This is a genomic window from Pseudomonas sp. SG-MS2, from assembly GCF_009933855.1.
GTDB classification, from domain to species: domain Bacteria; phylum Pseudomonadota; class Gammaproteobacteria; order Pseudomonadales; family Pseudomonadaceae; genus Aquipseudomonas; species Aquipseudomonas putida_E.
Genome location: NZ_MOMO01000070.1, coordinates 1 through 25,024, shown reverse-complemented (window position 1 = coordinate 25,024; position 25,024 = coordinate 1). Strand labels below are relative to the sequence as shown.

Genomic DNA, 25,024 nt, shown 5'->3' with positions numbered 1-25,024 from the left:
CGTGCGCCCGGGCGTCACGCCCAAGGCCACCCTGCTCTACCTGCATGGCGGTGGCTATGTGGTCGGCAGCCTGGACTCACATGACTGCGTGTGCCGGCGCCTGGCCTGCCTGGGTGACTATGCGGTGTTCGCTGCGCACTACCGGCTGGCGCCGGAGCAGCCGTTCCCGACGGCCCTGCACGATTGCCAGGACGCCGCCAGCTGGCTGCAGCACAGCGCCACCGAACTGGGCCTGCCGAGCGCGCTGGTGCTGGCCGGCGACAGCGCGGGGGCAACCCTGGCCACGGTGCTGGCGATCGAAGCCGCGCAACACCCGCAGGCCATGGCAGTGAAAGCGCAGCTGCTGTTTTACCCTGTGGCCGAAAGCAATACCCGGCGCGCCTCGCACCAGCGGTATGCCGAGGGTTATCTGCTGGAGAGCGGCACACTGGACTGGTTCTATGACCATTACCTGGGCGCCGCTCAGGCGCACAATGACTGGCGCGCCTCGCCTCTGCTGCACCCGGCGCTGCCGGCCATGGCGCCGGCGTATGTGAACCTGGCCCAGTACGACCCGTTGTTCGATGAAGGCCTGGACTATGCGCGCAAGCTTGAGGCGAGCGGCACACCGACCACCCTGCGCATAGAGGCGGGGCTGACCCACGACTTTCTGCGCATGTCGGGGATCACCGGAGCGACTGGCGAGGTGTATGCCGCGGCAGGATGCTGGTTGGAGCAGGTGCTGGCCTGATGCGAATCTGGGGCCGCTTTGCGGCCCATCGCCGGCAAGCCGGCCCCCACAGGTACAGCGCAGACCTCAAGAACTGCGCTGTACCTGTGGGGGCCGGCTTGCCGGCGATGGGCTGCGCAGCAGCCCTGATTGCGCTGACTGAAATCAGTACGTCGCCCGTACCGTCAGCATGAAGTTGCGTGGATCGCCATAGTAGTTGCCGTAGGTCGAGGTACCGACTGTCTGGTAGTACTTCTTGTCGAACAGGTTGTTGCCGTTGAGGGTCACGTTCCAGTGCTCGTCGATACGGTAGTCGACCATCGCGTTCCAGATCGCATAACCGCTCTGCTGGTATTCGAAAGGCACACTGGACTGCACTACGTTGCCCAGGCTGTCGTAAGTCGCTGCAGTGCCGCTGACCTTGGTCGCACTCTGGATGTCCACGCCCCCCCCGACGCGGAAGTCGTTCAGCACACCCGGCAAGCGGTAGGTGGTGAACAGCTTGGCCATGTGCTTGGGCGTGACGGTGCTCAGCGCAGAGCCCGTGTCGCGGTTCTTGTTGATGTTGAGGGTGTAGCTGGCCATCATCATCCATTCCGGCAGGATTTCGCCGGAGATTTCCATGTCGATGCCCTTGCTGATGGTTTCCCCACCATTGACGTAACAGCAGTTACCGCCGAATGCCACCTGGCTCAACGGGTAGTTCGGGTCCTGCACCGCCTGGTCTTCACGCTTGGTGTAGTACAGCGCAATGCTGGTGTTGACCGCACCGCCGAACAGCTCGCCCTTGATGCCGGTCTCGTAGGTTTTGCCGGTCATCGGGTCGAGGGTGCTGCCAGAGGTCGCAGGCCCGGCCAGCAGGTTCTGCTGTGGCTTGAAGATCTCGGCGTAGCTGGCATAGGCCGCCCATTCGTCCGTCAGGTCATAGACGATGCCGCCAAACGGGGTGACCTTGGTCGGTTCGCGCATGTCCACCCGCGACTGCTGGGTCCAGGTCGACCCGGTGGCGTCTGCCGTCTGGTAGGTCTGGTCGAACTTGTAGCGCTGTGCACGGGCACCGACGATCAGGTGCAACGGCTCGGCCAGTTGCAGGCGCAGGCTCGAGTACAAGCCGTATTGGGTCTGGCTGTTGGGTTTGTAGTCGCGGCTGATGACCGGCCGGGCGCCTGGATCATCCCATGGGGTGGAATCGGGGTCGAATACATTGACCGGGCCGCCGGCAGTGGTGAAGCGGCCAGTGCCGCGCCAGCGGCTGTCGATCTCTTGATAGTCGCCACCCACCACCAGGCGGTGGTCGAGGCCGAACATGCTGAAGTCGCCGGAGACGTTGACGTCCCAGAGGTTCTGCTCGCTCCACTGGGTGTTGTAGGTGCCGTAGCGGGTCACGCCGGTGCCGGTGACCGGGTTTACAGAGCCCAGCGTGGTGGCGTTGTTGGTGGTGATGGTGTCGTAGATGTTGGTGTAGCTGAGGTTGAGCTTCCAGTCATCGTTCAGGCGATGGTCGACCTTGGCGAAATACTCGCGGGAGAAGCCGTCCGCGTACGCCCAAGTGGTAGACAGACCGTTATGGCGCGGCAGGCCAAGGTCTGCACCGTTGCTGTAGCGTGGCACGGCCGAGGCGGTGCCGGTCTCGTGGACTTTGTTGAAACGCAAGCCTGCAGTGAGCATGGTGTCGTCGGTGACATCGGCTTCAAGCACGCCATAGAAGAACGGCTTGTCGGTGGCCCGGTTGTCGACGAAGTACTGGCGGTCCTGGTAGGCCACCACCATACGGCCACGCAGCTTGCCATCGAAGCCCAGCGGGCCGGTCACGTCCAGCTCGCTGCGGTAGTTGTCCCAGCTGCCCGCCGAGGCGGTGAACTTGAGCTGGTAGAAGTCCAGCGGGCGCTTGCGCACCAGGTTGATGATACCGCCCGGGTCACCGGTGCCGCCAAACAGTGCGCTGGCGCCACGCAGCACTTCGACATGGTCGAACTCGGCGATGTCGTAGATGTTCGACGCGTAAAAGCTGCCGGCGGTGGTGCCCAACGCCATGGGGGCGGCGCCGTCGAGCTGGATGTTCTGGATCGGGAAGCCGCGCGAATAGAAGTCCTGGATACGGAAGGTGTTGCTCTGCACGGTCACACCCGGCACGGCCTTCATCGCATCGTTGATGTCGGTGAACTGGCGGTCTTCGATGACCTGGCGGGTGATCACCGATACCGATTGCGGGGTTTCCTTCAACGAGGTCGGGCTCTTCGAGCCGACGCTGGTCAGGCCCGGCGTGTAGGAGCCGGTGTTCTCGGTAGCCTGGCCCATCCCCTGGCCCATGATGGTGGTTTCGCCGATAACCAGAGCACCGGCGCCGACATCACTGGTGTCGGTGCTGATCAACAGGACCGAATTGTTCTCGATGCGGTAGGTAAGGCCTGCGCCTTCCAGCAGTTGCGCCAGGGCCTGGTCCGGCTCCATGGTGCCGCTGACCTTGGGTGCACGCTTGCCGCTGACCAGGTCGGGCGAGTAGACCATCTGCAGGCCGGTCTGCTGGCCAAGGGCGATCAGGGCCTGGTCCAATGGCTGGGCTGCGATGTCCACCGCAACCGGCTGGGCATGGGCATGAACCATGGCCAGGCTCAGCACCAGCGCCGAAGCCCGCAGGCTCCACTTCGATGGCCCGGCGGCCAAGGCTGCCCCCTTGTTTCGCATACGTTTGGACTTCATGTGCGCAACTGACTCCGACTGTTCTATGAGTGTGTAGGTGACGGTCTCGACGTACCGTTTCTATAAGGGCCTTACGCGTTCGAGCGACGCGTTTTCAGCGGCTTACAGGTAAGACGCACGAACGTGAAAAAAACTGATAACTTTTTTCATTTGCGTTCAATTTGTCGATGGCTCGGGGCTGCCTAACCTCGCACTCATGAAAAACCGGAAGGCTAATGCCAGTCGGTCAATAGATTTGCGGCCCATCGCCGGCAAGCCGGCTCCTACAGGTTCAGCGCGGTTCTTGAGGCCTGCGCTGTACCTGTAGGAGCCGGCTTGCCGGCGATGGGCTGCGTAGCAGCCCTATCAAACGCTGTCTGAGCTATGCCGTAACGTTCTTCGCCTTGGCCAGCATCTGCTCCTTTTCCTCAGGGCTCATGCGCTCCAGTTGCAGGCGCGCCTGGGCAATTTTGAGCAACTGCCCGCGGCTTGCCTCGCTGGCCTGCAATGCCTCGGCCAGCCCCGCCACTGTGGGGTGCTCGAAGACCAGCGCCGGCGCCACTTCACAGTTCAACAACTTACGGATCCCAGCCACCAGCTTGATGATCAGCAGCGAATGGCCGCCGGCAGCGAAGAAGTCGGTGTGGATACCGATGCTGTCGCGCCCGAGCAACTGCGCCATGCGCTGGGCCAGCAACGCCTGCAATGCGTCCTGTGGGGCATCCTGCTGGCCGCCCTGCTGCGGCAGCTGCAGCAGCTGCAGCAGCGCGCGACGGTCGAGCTTGCCGTTGGCCAGGCGCGGCAGGCTCGGCAGGCAACGCAGCTGCGTCGGTACCATGGCCGCTGGCAGGCACTCGGCCAGCCGCGCACGCAGCGAGGCTTCATCGAGCCCTTCGGCTTCGCCGTGCACGGCGTAGCAAGCCAGCAGTTCCAGTTGCCCGGGCTGGGTTTCGATCGCCAGCACCGCCCCCTGGGCGACCCCGTCGATCTCCAGCAGACGCGCTTCCACTTCGGCCAACTCGACACGGAACCCGCGAATCTTCACCTGGTGATCCTGCCGCCCCTGCAGCAGGATGCTGCCATCGGCCTGGTAACGGGCCAGGTCACCGCTGCGGTACAGGCGCTCGCCGGCTTGCAATGGGTTGTCGATAAAGCGCGACGCCCCCTGCTCGTCCCCCAGATAGCCCCGGCACAACTGGCGCCCGGCCACATGCAGTTCACCCAGCTCACCCACGCCCGCCAGTTGCCCTGCAGGCGTCAGCAAGTAAACGCGGTTGCCGGCCAGCACCTGGCCCAGGCTCGCCATCGGCGCCTCGGCCCGCAGTGGCTGGACCAGCACGCCGACGGTGGCCTCGGTCGGGCCATAGTGGTTGAACACCCGAGCCTGAGGCGCCAGCCGTGCGATGCGCGCCAGCAACTGCGCACTCGGCGCTTCGCCGCCCAGTACCAGGGTCGCTGGCAGGCTGGGCTGCGCGCTGTCGAGCAGCGCCGCCAGGTGCGACGGCACGATCTTCAGGCAATCGATACCTTCGTTGCGCACGAACGCGGCAAAGGCCGCCGGGTCCTGCATCACTGCGTCGCTGGCAACGTGCAAGGTGGCGCCAACCTGCAAGGCGCCGAACAGGCTGGTATGACCGAGGTCAGCCGCCACCGTGGCGCTGAACGCAAAGTGCCTGCAGGCCGAAAGGTCCAAGGCCTGCTCAGCGGCCTGCAGGTACCCGGCCAGTTGCCCGTGTTCGATGACCACCCCCTTGGGCTCACCGGTCGAACCCGAGGTAAACAGCACATAGGCCGCCGTATTGGCCGTGAGCGCTTGCGCCTCGAACGGCGCAGAGGTGTCCGCCAACTGCTCGAACAGCGTGGCATCGATCTGCAACTGCGCGCCGGCCAGGCGGCTGACCTGCTCGCGTCGCGCTGCGGGCCAGAGCGGGTCCAGCGGCAGGTATGCAGCGCCGCACTTCCAGCAGGCCAGCACCGCCGCCAGCCAGTGCACCGAGCGCGGCAGGGCCAGGCCGACAACGCTGGCGCTGCCAACGCCCTGGGCCTGCAGGTGCGCGGCCAGCGCAGTGGCCAGCTGGTCGAGTTGCTGCCAGTTCCATCCCTGCCCTTGCTCGATGATCGCCAGCGCCTGGGGCTGTTCGCGCAGCCAGCGGACGACCCGTTCCGGCAGCAGTTCGGTGACCGCTGGCAGTGCAGCCAGGGCGTTACGCTCAAGCACCAGGCGACGCTGTTGCTCACCGACAAGGCCCAGGCTGGCCAAGGCCGCATCTGGCGTCTGAGCGATGCTTGCCAGCAGCATTACGTACTGCTCGAGCAGTAGCTGCGCCAGTGCCGGGCTGTGCCACGAGGCCCAGTACTGCAACAGCGCCTGTGGCGCTGCGCGGTCGCTGTCGACTTGCAGCAGCAGGTCGGGGCCGACCCTCGGCGCGTCCATGCCCACTACCTGCCAACCACCGGCCAGCGGCGGGCAGGCGGGGATCAGGCGAAAACCGATGGCGGCAGGCTCCAGCGCGGGCGTGTGCTCGGGGGTGAAGTATTCCTGCCAAACGGCATGCTGCTCCAACTGCGCGGCCAGGCCGTGCAGCCAGGTACGCAGTGGCTGCTCGGCCTGGTAGTCGACAAGCACCGGCAGCTGCTTGTGATACACCCCTGCGCTGTCGGCGAAATAGGCGTAGTCGCCGCGGCTGTCGTGGCACCAGTTCACCACCTGCGCAGGCTGACCATCGAGCCGCGCCAGCAGCAGCCACCAGGCTGCCTGCAACACCATGTCCAAGGGCAGGCCAAGGCCGGCCAAGTGCTGCACAACGGCCGGGTCAAGCGCGGCGCGGGCCTGCGCGCGCTCACCGCGCGGGCTGCCTTGCGGGGGGCGCCAGGGCAGTTGCTGGGCGCTTGCGGGCTTGCCGTTCAGCGCGTTCCAGTAGCTGCGCGCAGTGCTGGCGTCTTCATCCACCACCACCTCGCTGCGCCACTGCAGGTACTGTTCGAAATCGCCGTCTTCGGCTGTTCCCAGTGTGCCCTGGCAGATCGCCGCAAGGCTTGCAGCCAGGGCCGGCAGGCTGGCAGCGTCAACCAGCGCAGCGAGCACACCAAGCACCAACTGGCAGCGCCCCTCGGCCTGCTCGCACACCAGCACGGCGACGCCCGCCCCGGCCTGCACATCCACCTCACGCTCGAACCAGGCCTGGCGGCCGGCGGTATCGCCCGCCGCCAGCCACGTCAGGTCCACCGCTGCCGCCTCGCGCTGAAAAAACTGACGCAGGCCGCGATAACCGGCGGCTTGGCCGATGCGCAGGCGCAGCGCGTCGTGCTGGCCCTGCCACAGCTGCAGGGCAGCCCGCAGCGCGGCGGGCGCCGGCACGCTGTCGAGCTGCAAGGTGATGCAGCGCGCCGCGTCCTGCCAGCGGGCAGGCAGTGCAGTCAGCTCGAGCACCTGCATGGGCAACAACGGCAGGCCGCTCGTTTCGACAGTGATGTTCATGCTTGCACTCCTGTGCGGTTCAAGGTGAGGGTTTCAAGGTCGGCACGTTGCATCATGTCGCCCATGGCGACGACGATCTTGCGTGGCCCCTGGAACGGGTCGCGGGCATGTGCGGCCAGCATGTTGTCGAGCAGGATCACGTCACCGGCCTGCCAGTCGAAACGCACCGCGCACGCCTCGTACAGCTCACCGATCAACGCCATGTCGGCGTCTTCGATCGGGCTGCCATCGCCGTAGTAAACCTGACGCGGCATGCGCTCCAGGCCATACAGCGCCAACAGGTCCTCGCGCACGTCGGCATCCAGGCAGAACACGTGGTGCAGTTGCACCTGGTTGAAGAAACTCTTCTCACCGCTGACCGGGTGCTCGATCACCGCCGGGCAAGGCGTGCGGATCTGCAATTCGTCGTTGTCCAGCCAGCGCCAATGGATACCTGACGCCTGGCAACGGCGCTCGACATCCGCGCGCGAGTCAGTCTTGAAAAAATGCTGCCAGGACACGTCCAGCTTGTCGGTGAAAGTACGTACGTAGAGCAGGCCCTTGTCCTCGAAACGCTGGCGCAGGGGAGCGGGCAGGCGCTGATACATCTGCCGGCAATCGACCACCGGGGTGGCACCGCCAACCGGCGAAGGCAGTTCACAGAAGAACAGCTGTTTGCGCGGCCAGCGGTCCTGGTGGGCACTTTCGTTGTGGAAGAGGATCATCTTCTGCTCCGGATACGGCGTGGAGCGGTAGGTGTTCTTGCCGCCTTCCTTCTTAGGCAGGTCACCGTACTGGCCGTACAGCCCAGGCTGCACAGCCTCGGCGAAGGCCTCGAAGTCCTGCGGGGTCTGCAAGCCGAAACCGCGGAACAGAATGCCGCCATGAGCCACCAGTTTGCGTTCGATCTCGGCACGGTGCTTCACCACCCAGTCGGTCAGGCTCACGCCGGGATCGACCGGTTCGATCAGCAACGGAAACGCCTGCCCCGGCACCATCGCAGCCTCGCGCACTGCGCTGGCCGGCCGGCTTGGCGTGCCGGCGCCGCGCTTGAGGAAACTGCCCAGCTTGTCTTTTTTGGGTTGCCCGCCGGCGGCGGCAGGCGCCGCCACGATTTCACTGTGAACCGCCATAGTGATCTCTCTCAGTTGGATGTGTGGGTTGCCCAGCACCTGGCCCAGGATGTCCAGCCAGCCACGCAGCAGTGCCTGGACCCGTTCTGCCTTGAACAGCTGTGTGGCGTACTGCCAGGTGACGCGCCAGCCGTCCGCGACCGGGTCGATGAACAGCGCCATGTCGAATTTCGAATAGCCGCCCGCCTGCGGCAGCACCTGCACACTCAGGTCGGCCAGGCCGCCATGCGCCAGCGGCATGTCGTTCATCACGAACAGCACCTGCACCAGCGGGTTCATGCCTGGGTGGCGCGGCGCGCCAGCAGCCTCGACGATCAGGTCGAACGGCAGTGCCTGCTGCTCGCTGGCATCGAGCAAGGTGGTGCGGGTGCGCGCAAGCCACGCGGCGAAGTCCAGTTGTTCGTCCAGTTGCGAGCGCAGTGGCAGGACATTGACGAAGAAGCCGATCAGCGCCTCAAGGTCGGGGTGTTCGCGGCCGGCGACATCCGCCCCGAGCAGCAGGTCGTGCTGGCCGCTGGCGCGGTGCATCAGCAGCTGGAACGCCGCCAGCAGCAGCATGTAGGGGGTCACGCCCAATTGCGCGGCCCGTTCGCGTACCGCCACGACCGTAGCCGGCGGCAGCTCGTGATAGAGGTTCTCCCCCGCCTGGGACGCCTTGGCCGGGCGCGGCAAGTCAGTGGGTAACTGCAAGCGCCCGCTGCTACCGTGCAAGGCCGTGCGCCACCACTGCGCCGGGGCCTGCAGCAGCCCGGCACGCTCGCGCTCGGCCTGCCATAGCGCATAGTCGGAGTACTGCAGCACCAGCGGCGCCAGCACGGGCGCCTGGCCACGGGCAAGGGCGCTGTAGCTGGCGATCAGTTCGTTGACCATCAGCGCCATCGACCAACCATCGGAAATGATGTGATGCATGTTGAGCAGCAGCACATGGGCGTCGCCGGACAGGCGCAGCAGGCGTGCACGCAGCATCGGCGCCTGGTCCAGGGGCACCGGCTGACGCACGTTGGCCAGTTGCGCTTCAAGCACGCGCAGCTGTTGCTCGGCGGCAGCCAAAAGGCTCAGGTCGTCCACTGGCAGGTCCAGGTCGACCGCCGCCTGGATCACCAGCAGCGGTTCACCTTCGTCGTCACAGTCCACCGCGCTGCGCAGCACTTCGTGGCGCTGCACCAGCACCTGCAATGCCTGCTTCAGGCATGCGGGCTGCAACGGCCCGTCCAAGCGCAGGCCCAGCGGCATGCCGTACGCCCCGCTACCCTGGGCAAACTGTTCGGCAATCCACAACCGGCGCTGGGCCAGCGACAGCGGTGCGCTGGCCTTGGCGCCCAGTGCGCGCAGTTGCGGGCCGGTATCGCTTACCGGCTGCGCCTGGCGCAGGCGCTGAGCGAAATCACACAAGCGCGGGGCGCTGAACAGGTCGCGTACACCGACCCCAGTGTGGCCGTCGCGGTGCAGCCGCGCCACCACCTGCGTGGCCAGCAGTGAGTGGCCACCGGCCTCGAAGAAGTGCTCGAAACGGCCCACTTCACGCCTGCCCAGCACACTGGCCCAGGCCTGGGCGACCTCGCGTTCGAGCGCATTCAGGGGCGCACTGAACGCTGCTTCAGAGGTGTCGACCTCGATCGACGGCAATGCCTTGCGGTCGACCTTGCCGTTGGGGTTCAGCGGCAAACTGTCGAGCAGTTGCAGGCGTGACGGCACCATGTAGGGCGGCAGCACGGCGCGCAACGCGTCGAGGATGCGCTGACGCAACCCGGCATCGGCCTGCGAACCGCTGACCGGTACCAGCCAGGCGGCCAGGTGCAGGTCGGCACCTTGACCGGCCGGCATCACCACGGCCTCGCGCACCTCAGGCAGGGCCAGCAGGCAGGCTTCGACTTCACCGGGCTCGACGCGGAAACCGCGTATTTTCACCTGGTGGTCCAGGCGGCCGATGAACACCAGCTCGCCGTTGGCCTGCTGCCGCACCAGGTCACCACTGCGGTACAGGCGGCCCCCGCCGACCGTGTCGTAGGGGTCGGGCACGAAACGTTCAGCGGTCAGCGCCGCCTGGCCAAAGTAACCACGCGCCAGGCATGGGCCGCCGATATACAGCTCGCCGTCAGTGCCGGTATCGAGCAGTTGCAAGGCTGCATCGAGCAGGTAAGCGGTACGCCCCGGCACCGGCGTTCCGATCGGCGCATAGCCGGTGTCGATGCGGGTAGACCCGTCGGCCTGCCACAGCAGCGGGGTGATCACTGTTTCGGTAGGGCCGTAGCCGTTGACGATACGCTGCGGCTGCAAGTGGGCCTGGATTCGCTCGAAGCCTTCACGCGCCAGCGCCTCCCCGGCCACGTTCATGCAGCGCGCCGGCAGTGCCCGGCCCTGCTGATGCGCCCACTCGGCCAGCTGACAGGCGTACTGGGTGGGGAAGTAGACCACGCTGGCGCGCTCGCGCTCGATCACCTCGAATGCCTGGGCCGCGGTCCAGATCTCATCGCCACGCACGATGCAGCAGGCGCCCTGGCTCAACGGCAACAGCCACTGCTCAGTGCCCCAGTCGAAGTTGATCGACGCGAAGTGCACGAAGCGGTCCTGCGCCGTCACCTGGTACTGGCCGACCATGGTCGCGATGTGCGCGGCGATGGCGCCATGGGTCAGGGCCACACCCTTGGGGCGACCGGTGGAGCCGGAGGTGTAGATCAACCCCAACAGGTTGTCGGCGGTGGCTCGCGGCGCAGGGTTATCGTCCTGCGGCGCCAGGGGCTGGTCCAGCCACAACCACTGGGCCGTGCCTGCCAGCGCCAGTGGCTGCGCGGCGCTACGGGTGCCCAGCACCAGCCTGACGGCGCTGTCGTCGAGCATGTCCTGCAGACGCTGACGAGGGTATTGCGGGTCCAGCGGCACGTAGCCGGCACCGGCCTTGAGGATCGCCAGCAGGCCGACAACCATCGCCAGGCCTCGCTCGCTGCACAGCCCTACCAGGTCCTCGGGGCCGACACCCCGCGCGATCAACTGTTGCGCCCAGGCGTTGGCCAAGCCGTTGAGCTGGCCGTATTCCAGCGTACCGTCCTCGGCAACCACCGCAACGGCGCGCGGGTTGTGCGCCGCCTGGGCCTCGATCAGCTGGTGCACGCCCAGTGCCGGAACACTGCCGTCAGCGGCCTGCCATTGACCCTGGCAACGCTGACGGCTGGCGGCATCCAGCAGGCTCAGCTCAGCCAGGCATGGGTTACCCGCGCCAGCGATCGCCTGCAACAGGTGGCCAAACTGGCCAGCCAGGCGCTGCACGTCGGCCAGCCTGAAAGCGTCGTGGCGCAAGCGATAGTCGACCTGCAACTGCTCACCCATGCCCACTGACAGGGTCAGGGCGTAGTGGGGCTGCTCGTGGCTGGCCGGCACACCGAAGCGCGGCCCGTCACCGCCACCTTGCAGCACCTCGGCCACGGGGTAGTTCTCGAACGCCAGCAAGGTGTCGAACAGTGCCTCGCCAGCCCTGCCCGCCCAGCGCTGGATGTCGGCCAATGGCGTGTATTCGTGCTCGCGCAGTGCCAGGTTGCTGGCCTGCAGCTGTTGCAGCCAGTCGTCCAGGCGCTGCTCAAGGCGCGGGGCGGCCACCAACGGCACGGTGTTGATGAACAGCCCCAGTTGCGCCTCGATGCCCGGCAACTGAGAAGGCCGCCCCGATACCGAAACACCGACGCAGACGGTGTCCTGACGGCAGTGCCGTTGCAGCAGCAAGAGCCAGGCCGCCTGCACCAATGTATTGACGGTAACCTTGCGCGCCCGCGCCGCCGCCTTGATCTGCGCCGATGCAGCGCTGCCAAGGCGTTGCTGCCACAGGCCGTAGCCAGCCGCTTCAACGCTGCGGCGCTGGCTGGCGAGCAGTGTTGGCGCCTGCATGCCCTGCAGCTGCGCCTGCCAGAACGACTGGTCCTGCTGGCGGTCACGCGTGGCCAGCCAGGCCAGGTAGGTACGTGGATGCGCAGGTGCCTGGCGGGGTGCCTGGCCACGGTAGCGTTGCATCACTTCAGCCAGCAACCGGGCATGGCTCCAGCCATCGAGCAGCAGGTGGTGATGGGTGTAGATCATGTGCCAGCGCTGTTCGCCCAGGCGCACCAGGGTGATGCCCAGCAAGGGCGCCTGATCAGTCGCGGCCATGGCCAGGCGCTGCTGCTCGGCCAGGATTTGCAGGTGGTGGGCCGACGCGGCCTGGTCGCGCCAGTCGAGCTGGCTGAACGGCAGCTGCAACTGGCGGCGGATCACCTGCACGGGTTGCTGCACGTCGACCGGCCAGTGAAAGCTGGCACGCAGCCCCGCGTGGGTGTCCAGCGCCCCCTGCCAGGCGGCCTGGAAGCGTTGCGGGTCGAGCTGGTCGATATCCAGGCGCAACTGGTTGATGTAGTCGCCGGCGGCGGCCGCATGCAGGCAGTGGAACAGCAGGCCCTGTTGCAAGGGAGACAGCGGCAGGATGTCCTCGACCTGGGCCAGGTCCACTGCCAGGGCGGCGAGCCCGGTGCTGTCCAGGTTGCTCAGCGGGAAGTCCGACGGCGTGGCACTGGCAACCCCCGGTTGCAGGCAGTGATCGACCAAGGCGCGCAGCTGGCTGGCGAAATCGCTGGCCAGCGCGTCGATGGTGGCCTCGTCGTACATCGCCTGGCTGTAGCCGAAACTGATGCCCAGCTCGCCCTGGTAGACCTGCCCCTCCACGCTCAGCCAGTTGGCCAGGGGCGCGTCGCCATCCTGCCCCTGCCCGGCCCCTTGAGGGTCGGGCTGCCACAGCGCACCCTTCTCGAACTGGCTGTCGAACTGGCCCAGGTAGTTGAACGTCACCCGCGGTTGCGCCTGGCGCGCCAGTTGCTCGCGTTGCGCCGGTGTGCCCAGATAACGCAGCACCCCATAGCCCAGGCCACGCTGGGGTACGGCGCGCAGTTGTTCCTTGATGGCCGCGATGCAGGCACCGGGCTGTGCTTGCGGGCGCAAGGCGACCGGATACAGGCTGGTGAACCAGCCCACGGTACGGGTCAGGTCGATATCCTCGAACAGCTCCTCACGGCCATGCCCTTCGAGCTGCACCAGCACCTGCTGATTGCCGCTCCAGTTGCACAGGGCACGGGCAAGGGCCGCCAGCAGCAGGTCGTTGACCTGCGTACGGTAGGCACTCGGCGCCTGTTGCAGCAGGGCCTGGGTAAAGGCCGGCGGGAAACTGACCCGTACCTTGCGCTCATCCGCCACGCGCGTCTGCGTTACCGCACGGTCACGTGGCAGCGCCTGCGCCCCGGCCTCGCCAAGTGCCAGCCAGTAATCGAGCTGCCCCGCACAGGCGTCGGCATGCCCGGCCAGGCGCTCGGCCCAGGCCTGGTAGCTGCTGGTCCGGGCAGGCAACGGCTGGCCCAGGCAGGCACGTTGCAGGTCTTCGAGCAGGATGCGCCAGGAAACGCCGTCGACCACCAGATGGTGGATCACCAGCAGCAGGCGCTGACTGCCGTCGGCCATGGCCACCAGCATCGCCGCCAGCAATGGCCCCTGATCGAGCCGCAGGCTGCGCTGGGCCTCATCGCACAATGCAGCCAGCGCTTGCTCGCTGCCTGCCTGGCGATGCCAGAGCTGCGGCACGCCAGCAGAGGCCGGCGCGTGGTGCTGCTGCCATTGGCCATCAGCCTGGGTGAAGCGCAGGCGCAAGGCGTCGTGCTGCGCCACCACCTGAGCCAGGGCCTGCTGCAGCTGCGCCGCTTGCAGCGGTTCGCGGGGCACCAGCAGCACGGCCTGGTTCCAGTGCTGGCGCACCGGCATGGGCGTGTCGAAAAACTGCAGCTGCACCGGGGTCAGGCGTGCCTCGCCCTCAGCCGGGCGCTGGTCGGCCTGGCGGCTGTCCACGCTGCCCGCAGCCTGGGCCAGAGCGCGCAGCGTCTGGTGCTGGAACAGGTCACGCGGGCTGAGCGCCAGCCCGGCCTGACGGGCGCGGCTGACGACCTGGATGGCAATGATCGAGTCGCCACCGAGTTCGAAGAAGTTGTCGTCCAGGCCCACCTGGGCGGTGCCCAGCACCTCGCACCAGACCTTTGCCAGCTGGCGTTCGGCCGCGCTCTGAGGCGCAACATGGGTACCCTGTGCCCCGGCCTCGGGCTGTGGCAGGGCCTTGCGATCGAGCTTGCCGTTGGGTGTCAGCGGCAGGCCGTCCAGTGGTATCAGCTGGCTGGGCACCATGAATTCGGGCAGGCTTTGCAGCAGCCAGTCCTTGAGCTGCCCTTGCCAGCCCTCAGGCGTTGCATTGAGCACCAGGTAAGCCACCAACCGGCGACCATCGAGGGCCAGCACCACGCACTCGCGTACCAGCGCATGCTCGGCCAGACGCGCCTCGATCTCACCCAACTCGATGCGCAAACCACGGATTTTCACCTGGTGATCGAAGCGCCCCAGGTACTCGATCACACCGTCGGCACGCTGGCGCACACGGTCACCGGTACGGTACAGGCGCTCGCCGGTGCCGAACGGGTCGGCGACGAAGCGCTCGGCCGTCAGCCCTGGGCGGCGGTGGTAGCCGCGCGCCAGGCCCACCCCGCCCAGGTACAACTCACCGGCCACACCGACAGCGACGAGCTCAAGGCCGGCGTCGAGCACATAGGTGCGGATATTGGCGATCGGCTGGCCGATAGGCACGCTGTCCTTGCCCTCTTCGACGCAGGTCCAGTGGGTGACATCGATGGCAGCCTCGGTGGGGCCATAAAGGTTGTAAAGCCCCGCTGCAGGCAAACGCGCGAACACCTGGCGCTGGGCGTCCACCGGCAGCGCTTCGCCACTGCAGACGATGCGCGACAGGGTGCTGCAGGCGTGCACACCGGGCTCATGGATGAAGGCCTGCAGCATCGAAGGCACGAAGTGCAGCGTGGTCACCCGGTAGTGCTCGATGGCGCGGATCAGGCGTTGCGGATCGCGGTGCTCGCCCGGCCCCGCGATGGCCAGGCGGGCGCCGGTCATCAACGGCCAGAAGAACTCCCACACCGACACGTCGAAGCTGAACGGGGTTTTCTGCAGCACCGTATCGCTGGCGTCCAGGCCATAGGCTTGCTGCATCCAGCACAGGCGGTTGGTCAGCGCCTGGTGGCTGTTACCCGCGCCCTTCGGGCGCCCCGTAGAGCCGGAGGTATAAATGACATAGGCCAGCTGCGTCGGCTCGACCTTGAGACCCGGGGTGCTGTCCGGCATCGTGTCCAGCACCAGGGCGTCGAGCGCCACGCACTGCACACCGTGCGGCAGCGGCAGGCTGTCGAGCAGCGCCTGCTGGGTCAGCAGCAGGCCGATGCCGCTGTCCTCGATCATGTAGGCCAGGCGCTCCTCAGGGTACTCCGGGTCCAGGGGCACATAGGCCGCACCGGCCTTGAGGATCGCCAGCAAGGCAACGACCATCTCGATGCTGCGCTGAGCCGCGACCCCGACCAGGCTGTCGGTGCCCACACCTTGACCACGCAGGTAATGGGCCAGGCGATTGGCCTGGGCATCGAGCTCGGCGTAGCTGAGCAGGCTGTCGGCGAACAGCAGTGCCGGCGCGTGCGGGGTGCGCTGCGCCTGAGCCTCGATCAGCTCATGCACGCCATACTGCAGCGGGTAGCTGGCAGCCGTGGCGTTCCAGTCCTGCAGCACCCGTTGGCGGGTGGCCGGGTCGAGCATGGGCAGTTGCCACAGCGGGCGTGCAGGGTCAGCCACCAATTCACGCAGCACGGTGAGCCAGTGCCCCGCCATGCGTTCGATGGTCGCCGCATCGAACAGGTCGGTCGCGTAAGTGAACGCAGCGCGCAGCACGCCACCCTGCTCGTACGTGTCCAGGCTCAGATCGAACTGGGTGGTGCGGCTGCGCCACTCCAGTGCGGACAGCTCCAGGCCAGAGCCCAGCGTGACCGCAGCCAGGTCGGCCACCTGTGGCTGGTGGTTGTACATCACCTGGAACAACGGCGCGTGGCTCAGGTTGCGCTCCACCTTCAACGCATCGACCAGGCGCTCGAAGGGCAGGTCCTGATGGGCCTGGGCGCCCAGCACGGTTTGCCGCACTACCTGCAAATAGGCCAGTGCGTCAGCTTGGGCATCCGGCTGCAGGCGCAATACCTGGGTGTTGACGAACAGGCCGATCAGCCCCTCGACTTCTGCGCGGTTGCGGTTGGCCACCGGGCTGCCGATGCGCAGGTCGCACTGGCCGGTGTAACGCTGCAGCAGCACGCCGAAAGCACCGAGCAGGACCATGAACAGCGTCAGGTTGTGCTGCGCCGCAAAACTGCGCAGTTGCTGAGCAAGCACCGTGTCCACCACCAGCTCCTGGCGGCTGCCTTTGAAACTGGGCGCGGCCGGGCGTGGGCGGTCGAGCGGCAACTCCAGCACCGGCTGCTCTTCACCCAACGTGGCTTGCCAGTAGGCCAGCTGGCGTTCGAGTTCGCCGGCTTCAAGCCAGCGCCGCTGCCACAGGGCGTAATCGACATACTGGATCGGCAGCGCCGGCAGTTGCGGCTGTGTGCCAGCGGCGCAGGCGTCATAGCAGCGGCTGAATTCGTCGATCAGCACATTCATCGACCAACCGTCAGCGACGATGTGGTGCAAGGTGAGCAGCAACACGTGGTCCTGCTCAGTCAGTTGCAGCAGGCGGATGCGCAGCAACGGGCCATGCTCCAGGTCGAAGGGGCACAGCGACTCGGCCTCGACCTCGGTTTGCACCCGTGCCTGGCGGGCGTCTTCGGCCAGCTCGCGCAGGTCCAGGCGCTGGATCTGCGGCGCGCCCGGGCGGTGCACCTGGCACAGGCGCTCATCGGCCTGCTGCTGGAACACACAGCTCAGGCTCTGGTGACGTTCGAGCAGGTGGCTGAACGCCTGCTGCAAGGCGGCCTCGTCAAGTGCCCCCTTGAGGCGGACCGCACCTGGCAGGTTATAGGCACCGCTGTGCGGATCCAGCTGCCAGAGCACCCACATGCGTTGCTGGGCGAACGAGGGTGCAAGACGGTCTTGCGCCGCCACCCCGGCCGGAATAGGGAACTGGGAAAAGTCGATGCCCTCTCTGGCCAGGGTTTCAAGGAACAGGCGGCGCTTTTCCAGCGGCAATTCAATGAAACGGCGGGCCAGTTGCAGGGACTTTTCGGGATTCATCAGCTTGCTTTCCGTACGAGTGGGGTACCACGGGCAGTGCCCGGCTATCCCTACGAAACGGATACAACCTGCAAAAAATTAACACCGCCAACCCCCTGGCCAGCGCCGGGCAGCGCGCTAAATTTCGCAGCCCGCCCTTCGTTCCGTTCTCACACCCCTCCCCCCACGAAGAGGCTGCGCCGTGGAACTGCAACCTTTGCTGAGCAAGCTGTTCGCCAATGCCGGTGCCGTCGGCGTCGAAGGCACCTTCCAATTCATCTTCGGCCCGCAGCAGGCCTACTGGTGCGAAGCTGGTACCCAGCCGCGCACCGAGGCCGGTCGGCATGCCACGCCGGATGTCACCATCGAAGTCACCCAGCAAGACCTGCTGGGCATCATGGCCGGCAGCGCCAACGTCGAAGAGCTGTTTGCTGGCGGCCGGCTGAAAATCGGCGGCAACCTGGGCCTGGCCACCCTGCTGCCGCAAATCATCGACCTGGCGCGCAAGGGGGTGACGGCGCAGAAGACCGACATGAACCAGCGCCATGTCACGCCACCGCGCTACAGCGAACGTGTGTCGGCCAGCCTGCCACAGCTGACCGAGGTAGAAAGAATCCCCGCCGCGCAGCTGGATGCCGAGCGCTTCCAGCGCAACTTCCTGCCGTACGGCACACCGGTGGTGATCAGTGACGCCCTGCGTGAGTGGAAGCTGTTCAACCTCGAGCGCCAGGCTTCGCTGGAGCACTTCGCCGAACTGCAGGGCATCACCCGCCATGGCGACTATGTGAAGAAGACCTTCTCCACCGAGCGCGACTTTCGCTCCACTTCCATGGCAGATTTCATCAACTCGCTGGACAACCCGCAGCCACGCACCGGCAACGGCGAGCCACCGGCTTACATGGGCAACAACATCGTGCCTGCGCAGTTGCTTGAGCTGATCCAGTACCCGCCCTACTTCGAGCGCTCGCTGTACATCGCACCGCGCATCTGGATCGGCCCCAAAGGCACCCTCACCCCTTTGCACCGCGACGATGCCGACAACCTGTTCGCCCAGGTGTGGGGGGACAAGTCGTTCATCCTGGCAGCGCCGCACCATCGCCCGGCACTCGGCACCTGGTCGACCTCACCCAAGGGCGGCCTGGACGGGTGCGACTTCAACCCCGATGCGCCGGATTACCAGCGCTTCCCTGACGCGCGCGGGGTGACCTTCCTGCGCGTGCTGCTGCAAGCCGGCGACCTGTTGTTCCTGCCCGAAGGCTGGTTCCACCAAGTGGAGTCGGTGTCGACATCGCTGTCGGTGAATTTCTGGGTCAACTCCGGGCGCGGCTGGTAAGCGGCACAGGACGCGACAGGCATGCCGCGCCAACTCCCGTGGCAGCGGGCTTGCCGAGAAATGGGGCGCAACGCGCCCCCTCGTGAGCTCAGACCGCCGCAGCCAGTGCCTCGGCAAAGCGCTGCGCCACGTCATCGATCTGCTGCGCGCTGATGATCAGCGGCGGCAGGAAGCGCACCACCGCACCGTGGCGCCCACCCAACTCCAGAATGAGCCCGCGTTTGAGGCATTCGCGCTGTACCTTGGGTGCCAGTTCGCGATTGGCCGGTGGGTGGCCCAGCACGTCGCGCGGGCCTTGCACATCGACCAGTTCGACCCCGAGCATCAGGCCACGCCCACGGATATCGCCCAACTGCGGATAGTCGCGTTGCAGCCGCTGCAGGTGATCACGCAGGCGCTGGCCCATGGCCTGGGCATGCTCGGCCAGCCGATGCTCGACCAGGTAGTTGATCACCGCCGAACCCGCCGCCATGGCCATCTGGTTGCCACGGAAGGTGCCGGCATGGGCGCCCGGCTTCCAGGTGTCGAGCCAGTCGCGGTACACCACCACCGCCAGCGGCAGGCTGCCACCAATGGCTTTGGACAGGGTGACCACATCCGGCACGATGCCAGCGTGCTCGAAGGCGAACATCCGCCCGGTACGGGCAAAACCGCTCTGAATCTCATCGACGATCAGTGCCACACCGGCCTGCTCGGTGATACGGCGCACCCCCTTGAGCCATTCGACATCGGCAGGAATCACCCCGCCTTCGCCCTGCACCACCTCCAGGATCACGGCAGCGGGCAGCGGCACGCCGCTTTCAGGGTCGAGCAGCAGGTTCTCCAGGTAATGCAGGTTGGCCTTGACCCCGGCTTCGCCACCCAGGCCGAACGGGCATCGGTAATCGTAAGGGTACGGCATGAACTGCACCCCGTTGCCCAGCAAGGCACCCAGCGGCTGCTTGGGGCCATGGCTGCCCATCAGGCTCAGCGCGCCCTGACTCATGCCATGGTAGGCGCCCTGGAAGGCCAGCACGGTGCTGCGCCCGGTGGCGCTGCGCACCAGCTTGAGCGCTGCCTCCACGGCGTCGGTCCCGGTCGGGCCGCAGAACTGCACCTTGGCTTCACGGCGCAATGCTTCGGGCAGGATGCCGAACAGGTCCTGAACGAAGCGGTCCTTGACCGGCGTGGTCAGGTCGAGTGTGTGCAGGGGTATTTCATCGGCCAGTACACGCTGGATGGCCTCGATCACCACCGGGTGATTGTGGCCCAGGGCCAAGGTGCCGGCGCCCGCCAGGCAGTCGATGAACTGCCTGCCCTCGACATCTTCGACATGGATGCCACGGGCGCGCTTGAGTGCCAGCGGGATGCGCCGCGGATAGCTGCGGGCGTTGGATTCCTGTTGCTGCTGGCGTTGCAGCAGGGGCGACTCGGTGAACTCGTACAGCGGTTGCGGCGCACTGGCCGGCGGGACCTGGGCAAGGCTGGAAGCAGTCGACATGGGTAAATCCTCGCAAGCAAGCGAATGTGCGGGTAGTTGTCGCTTGGAAAACGCTTGGCTGGGGGGAGGATTTAGCGCTTGTTATGGGATTTTTTGGGGTCTGTACCGGCGATGGGGCCGGTACAGGCGGCGAAGATCAAGCCCCCGAGCGCGCCGGCACTTGCAGCACCACCCGCAAGCCATCGCTCTGGCTGTCGAAGCGCAAGCTGCCGGCACAGCGCTGCACGATCGCCTGAACAATCGCCAACCCCAGCCCGCAGCCACCGCTCTGGCCGTTGCGCCAAAAGCGCTCGGTCAAGTGCTGCAGGTCATCAGCGGCAATACCAGGCCCATGGTCGCGCACCATGAAACCAATCTGCCCGTCGGCCATCTGCACCTCCAGTTCCACTTCAGTATCACCGCCATGGCGCAGAGCGTTGTCCAGCAGATTGCGCAGCGCCGCCACCGCCAGCGGGGCCGGCATGCCGAGGTAGATCTGCGTGGCCTGCTCGGGCAGGCGCAGAACGATGCGCCGGTTGTCACCCCCACCGGCATCCTGCACGGCCTGCCGGGCGACCTGTTCGGCGCTGCACTGCACGCCATCTTCGAACGACAGGCTGCCTTCGACCCGCGCCAGCAGCAGCAGCTGTTCCAGGGTCCGGTGCATGCGGTCGGTGCCCTGTTCTGCATGTTCCAGCGCCTGTTCGCGCACTGCGCCATCGGTCATGCGGGCCACCTGCAGGTGGGTCTTGATCGCCGTCAGCGGGCTGCGCAGTTCATGCGCGGCGTCGTCGGTCAGCCGCCGTTCGCGCTCAAGGGTCTGGGCGATGCGCAGAAACAGCTGGTTCTGGGTGTCGAGCAAAGGTTGCAACTCACTGGGCAAGCCCGCCACCTGCAACGGCTCAACGCTGTCGGCACGCCGCCTGCGCAAGGCGTCACGCATGCGATTGAGCGGCTCCAGGCCTTTGCCCAGGCCGATCCACACCAGCCCCAGGCTGCCGAGCAAGGCCATCAGCACCGGCGCCGAAGCTGCCAGCAGGATCGACTGGTTAAGTGCCTCGCGCTCCATGTGACGGTCGGCAGTGGTGATGCGCACATCGCCATGGTTGTAGGTGAAGGTACGCCACAGTGCACCGTCGATGGTCTGGTCGCGGAAGCCGCTTTGTTCATCGTCCATGCCCCCATCATGCTTGTGGTTGCTGGCAAGAATCTCGCCGCGCAGCGAACTTACCTGGCAGGCCATGCCGTCGGGCACGGTGAACTGGTCGGCGGAAAAGTGCGCCTCTTCGCCCTTGGCGGTCAGCGGCTTGGGCAACTGGTCGATCAGCCCGGCAACCATGCGCGCCGAAGCCACCAGGCGCTGGTCGAGGGAGAACATCATCTGCTGGCGCAGGTCGCGCAGCATCCAGGCAGCAGCGAGCACCCAAATGATGATGAACGCGCTGCCCAGAATCAGGCTCAGGCGTACCCGCAGGCTCATGATGCGGCTTCCTCTGGCGCCTGCGCCGGGCCAAGGCGGTAGCCCAGGCCGCGCACGGTCTCGACGATGCTGTTGCCAAGCTTGCGGCGCAAGTGATGGATATGCACGTTGAGGGCGTTGCTTTCGACTTCGTCGCTGAAGCCGTACACGCAGTCCTTGAGCTGTTCACTGGACAGCACCCGGCCCGGGTTCTGCAGCAGCGCCTGGAGCAAGGCCTGCTCACGCCGCGACAGGTCGACCGGCTGGCCGGCCAGGGTCGCTTCGCAGCTACTGGGGTCGTAGCGCAGCGGGCCATGCTCGATCACGTTCACCGCCCGCCCGGCAACCCGGCGCAGCAAGGTGTGCAGGCGCGCGGCCAGCTCGCGCAGGTCGAAGGGCTTGAGCAGGTAGTCGTCGGCACCGGCCTGCAGGCCGTCGACCCGATCGGTGACCGCATCGCGCGCGGTGAGCACCAGCACCGGCAGGTCGATGCCCTGCTGACGCAAGCGGCGCAACAGCTTGAGGCCGTCTTCATCGGGCAGGCCGAGGTCAAGGATCATCACGTCGAACTGCGCCGCCTGGAGCATGGCCCGGGCGGCACCGGCGTTGGCTACGCGGTCGACGGTCAGGCCTTGGGCGGTGAGGCCGGCGCAGATGCCGCTGGCGATCAGGTCGTCGTCCTCGCAGAGCAGAACGTGCATGGTGGGTGCTCCCGGAGTGGTGTGGCTGGCATTGCACTATGAAGGGATTAACTGGGGATTATGGGCCTTTTTTCGGCCATGGTGGGCATGGCATCCAAGTCCCCGGCCTCAGACATGGGCATCGATCATTTTGCACCATGATCATATCCTTTCGCAGACGATATAGACATTTCCTACAAGGCTTACGGAAATGATCACCTCCAACCCATGATGTGATTTCCCCCTGCACAGCGTTGTCAGGGAGACACACATGTTTCTGAGCCACCTGGTGCCGTCATGGCACGAGATCGAGTCGCGGATCATCGATAAAGTGGGCTATCAGGGAGGCGCCCATTTCCGCACCCACCATAACCAGCCGGTCGCTTCACTGTCACTCAACCTGCGCCGGCTCAGGGCGCTGCAGTCCGCCTTCAACCAGGCCGAATGGCAGGCCGCGCACATGCTGCGCCAGCGCTTCGCCGACCTGGAGATCGCCAGCATCATTGACGAACTGCTGATCGTCGTCAGGCAGATGGCGATGATCGTCGTCGGCAGCACGTTAACCGGCGGCGCGATTGGCGCCGGGATCGGGGCATTCGGCGCCGGTGCAGGGGCCATTCCCCTGGCCGGCGCTGGCGCGGCGATGGGCCTCAAGGTCAGTGGCTGGATCCTGGGCGCACTGGGACTTGCCTCCATTGCCGAGTTCTTCATCGACGGTTTGCCCCGGATCGGCGAGTACTACATCGATGGCATCCGCATCGTCTGGGAGGGCACACGGGACGAAAGCCTTAACCCTTTCGGGCGGGATGATCCGCATGCAATTTCCAGGGCGGCCCATCACATTGCCTGGGGCCATGTGGAAGTGGTGGTTCTGCTATTGGGGGCGATCGTTTCTTACCTCACACGTGGTCGGGGCGATGCCCGGGTGCTGGCGCAGGAGATGGCGGCCAGCAGCAAGGGGGGGCGGCTTGGGCAATGGATGCTCAAGCATGAAGAGGGGCTGAAGAACCGGCCGGATTTGCAGGTGCCGGAGCGACGTAAGGGGGCGCTGGATCATCCGCAGCCTGCGCAGGCGAATCGCCCTGCGGGGAAGGACAAGGAGTCTTCCCAGGGCAAGCCCAAAAGCATGCCGTTGCATACTGTGGCTTGCTTCAAGGCGGATAAATTGCCAGCCTCTAAGCACATTGAGTTCGAACGGCAACTGAAGGGACAGCAGGATGGGCTAAATCGCCTCACAGTTGAGGAATTCTTGGAAAATATTGCTAACCCTGCAAAACGAGACCCAAACATAGCCAGAAAAGCAAGAAAGAAATTGTATGATGATCTGAGAAAGAGGGCTTATCGCGATTTGGCTGAGCAGATGAGTCCTATCGAAGCAAAAAAACTGTCAACAAAACAGGCAAAAGAAACAATGTCTTCTCTTGCAGCATTGCATAATCCAGACTTGATCGCTGGCGGCAAAGACCTCATTAGTGATTTTGGCGACAGGCAAGTCAATTCGAGCATAGACCCTCAGTGGAAAAGCAAAATTGGAGTACTCGTGCAATCTGTCAAGCAACAGTCCAAGGCGGGAGGCGCCTCTAGCTTCCTAAACATCAAACTGCATAAGTGCTAACAAATCAAGGATCATGAATATGGACGAAATCTTCTCGCTCTTCATAGAGGAAATGGGCGAACCTATATTCAGACAGGAAGTTCCTCCATCAACCATAGCACGCTACCGAAGTATATTCCCAGAAAAATTATTGGACTACTGGATCGAGCACGGCTGGTGCGGGTATGGCGAGGGGATATTTTGGACAGTTAATCCTCAGGACTACGAAGGTGTAGTTGCCTCGCTCATAGAAGGTACACCACTCCAAGGCCGGGATAACTATCACATCATCGCGCGAGGCGCTTTTGGCGACCTCTACCTATATGGCGAAAGATCCGGTTTTTCGTTAGATATCGTACCGTACACATCAAATTACTGCGGCCGAATTCAAGCATCCGCAACAAATGACTCGGACAAACAGGTACAGGGATTTTTTCTATTAATGGATCGAGAATCCAACGATTTCGGGAATTTTTTCGAGCCAGCAAAAAACAAATTAGGCAGCCTTGAACCTGACGAAATGTATGGTTTTATCCCCGCACTTGCGTTCGGCGGAACACTCAGGCTTGAAAACATTCAAAAAGTCAAGACAGTGGAGCACTTGACACTACTCTCTCAGCTTTCACCCCTTGAACCCTATTCATTCTCCGACTTCTAATGGCACACAAACGAGCCTCCGCCAAACGCTTGACAATTCTCACATAACAAACAGTAGAACTTCACACACAAAACCCTAAAAAGGAATTTACCAATGAACGTAGTCTTCTCCATCTTCCTCGAAGCCTTCGGAGACCGTACGGGCCACCAACCCGTTCCTCAATCCGCCCTCGAACATTACAAAGGCAAACTCCCCAACCAACTCCTCGACTACTGGAAAGAACACGGTTGGTGCGGCTACGGCAGTGGCCTTTTCTGGCTGGTAAACCCACGTGAATACGAATCCGTAGTCGATGCCTGGCTGGGTGGCACCACCCACGACACATACCACCTCATTGCCCACAGCGCTTTCGGCGAGTTGTACCTATGGGGTGAAAACACCGGCTCGCTCCTGACCATTGCGGCCTACCATTCCCGGTACTTCTTGAGTGTGCCAAGCGCCAACAGCGAAGAACGGGACAACAAAATCCAAAGCTTGCTCATGCGGGCCATGACAGAAAACATCGGCCTGGGGCTTTTCGACGAGGCCAGAAAAACAGTGGGCGATTTGGAGGCCGGCGAGATGTACGGTTTCGTACCTGCCCTGATGCTGGGAGGCTCTGCCGAGCCGGAGCGCCTTCAGCGACTGGATGCCGAAGTGCATTTGATTCTGCTCGCGCAACTGGCTGACCTTCAGCCGTATGACCTCGACGAAGAGGAAGAAGAAAATGAATAGGCAGAACGACGTGCTCAGCGGTTGACGGCTTCGGGCCGGTCGACGTCCTGCAACACTCCGGCGTCCTGCAC

At 64.9% G+C, this 25,024-nt stretch carries 11 protein-coding genes; 5 read left to right on the top strand and 6 right to left on the bottom strand.

Annotated features, from left to right (window positions below; all coding sequences use genetic code 11):
* Positions 1 to 730 (top strand): alpha/beta hydrolase (locus tag BLX42_RS05735; RefSeq protein ID WP_161871326.1); only part of this gene is annotated, 730 nt, incomplete at its 5' end.
* Between the two features lie 144 nt (positions 731 to 874).
* On the opposite strand, the gene BLX42_RS05730 is transcribed toward BLX42_RS05735, so the two are convergent.
* The 3 genes from BLX42_RS05730 to BLX42_RS05720 all read right to left on the bottom strand — a co-directional run bounded on the left by BLX42_RS05730 (position 875) and on the right by BLX42_RS05720 (position 17,077).
* Positions 875 to 3,409 (bottom strand): TonB-dependent receptor, encoded by a 2,535-nt coding sequence (locus BLX42_RS05730; RefSeq protein WP_161871325.1) that lies wholly within the window; start codon positions 3,407 to 3,409, stop codon positions 875 to 877.
* 361 nt (positions 3,410 to 3,770) lie between these two features.
* Positions 3,771 to 6,866, bottom strand: coding sequence for an amino acid adenylation domain-containing protein (locus tag BLX42_RS05725; RefSeq protein ID WP_161871324.1), 3,096 nt, complete (start codon positions 6,864 to 6,866; stop codon positions 3,771 to 3,773).
* Positions 6,863 to 17,077, bottom strand: a complete 10,215-nt coding sequence (locus BLX42_RS05720; protein ID WP_161871323.1) for a non-ribosomal peptide synthetase — start codon at positions 17,075 to 17,077, stop codon at positions 6,863 to 6,865. The genes BLX42_RS05725 and BLX42_RS05720 overlap by 4 nt, the downstream gene beginning before the upstream one ends.
* A 181-nt stretch (positions 17,078 to 17,258) precedes the next feature.
* Here BLX42_RS05720 and BLX42_RS05715 point away from each other — a divergent pair, with 181 nt between their 5' ends.
* The gene (locus BLX42_RS05715; RefSeq protein WP_046785273.1) at positions 17,259 to 18,389 is read left to right on the top strand and encodes a cupin-like domain-containing protein; all 1,131 of its coding nucleotides are present in this window, start codon (positions 17,259 to 17,261) and stop codon (positions 18,387 to 18,389) included.
* Positions 18,390 to 18,477: 88 nt separating this feature from the next.
* Here BLX42_RS05715 and BLX42_RS05710 read toward each other — a convergent pair whose 3' ends face one another.
* The 3 genes from BLX42_RS05710 to BLX42_RS05700 all read right to left on the bottom strand — a co-directional run bounded on the left by BLX42_RS05710 (position 18,478) and on the right by BLX42_RS05700 (position 22,008).
* Complete coding sequence (locus BLX42_RS05710) at positions 18,478 to 19,869, bottom strand: aspartate aminotransferase family protein (protein ID WP_115274259.1); 1,392 nt, start codon at positions 19,867 to 19,869, stop codon at positions 18,478 to 18,480.
* Positions 19,870 to 20,005: 136 nt separating this feature from the next.
* Positions 20,006 to 21,328: an ATP-binding protein gene (locus BLX42_RS05705; protein ID WP_012315383.1), complete on the bottom strand. Its 1,323-nt coding sequence runs from the start codon at positions 21,326 to 21,328 to the stop codon at positions 20,006 to 20,008.
* Complete coding sequence (locus tag BLX42_RS05700; protein ID WP_012315384.1) at positions 21,325 to 22,008, bottom strand: response regulator transcription factor; 684 nt, start codon at positions 22,006 to 22,008, stop codon at positions 21,325 to 21,327. The genes BLX42_RS05705 and BLX42_RS05700 overlap by 4 nt, the downstream gene beginning before the upstream one ends.
* 250 nt (positions 22,009 to 22,258) lie before the next feature.
* Here BLX42_RS05700 and BLX42_RS05695 point away from each other — a divergent pair, with 250 nt between their 5' ends.
* From BLX42_RS05695 to BLX42_RS05685, 3 genes are all read left to right on the top strand, one after another.
* Positions 22,259 to 23,602 carry a DUF6861 domain-containing protein gene (locus BLX42_RS05695; protein WP_161871322.1) on the top strand — a complete coding sequence of 448 codons (1,344 nt, stop codon included), beginning with the start codon at positions 22,259 to 22,261 and terminating at the stop codon, positions 23,600 to 23,602.
* Between the two features lie 19 nt (positions 23,603 to 23,621).
* Positions 23,622 to 24,239 (top strand): GAD-like domain-containing protein, encoded by a 618-nt coding sequence (locus tag BLX42_RS05690; protein WP_161871321.1) that lies wholly within the window; start codon positions 23,622 to 23,624, stop codon positions 24,237 to 24,239.
* A gap of 93 nt (positions 24,240 to 24,332) precedes the next feature.
* Positions 24,333 to 24,953, top strand: a complete 621-nt coding sequence (locus BLX42_RS05685; RefSeq protein ID WP_161871320.1) for a GAD-like domain-containing protein — start codon at positions 24,333 to 24,335, stop codon at positions 24,951 to 24,953.
* Positions 24,954 to 25,024: the final 71 nt, after the last annotated feature.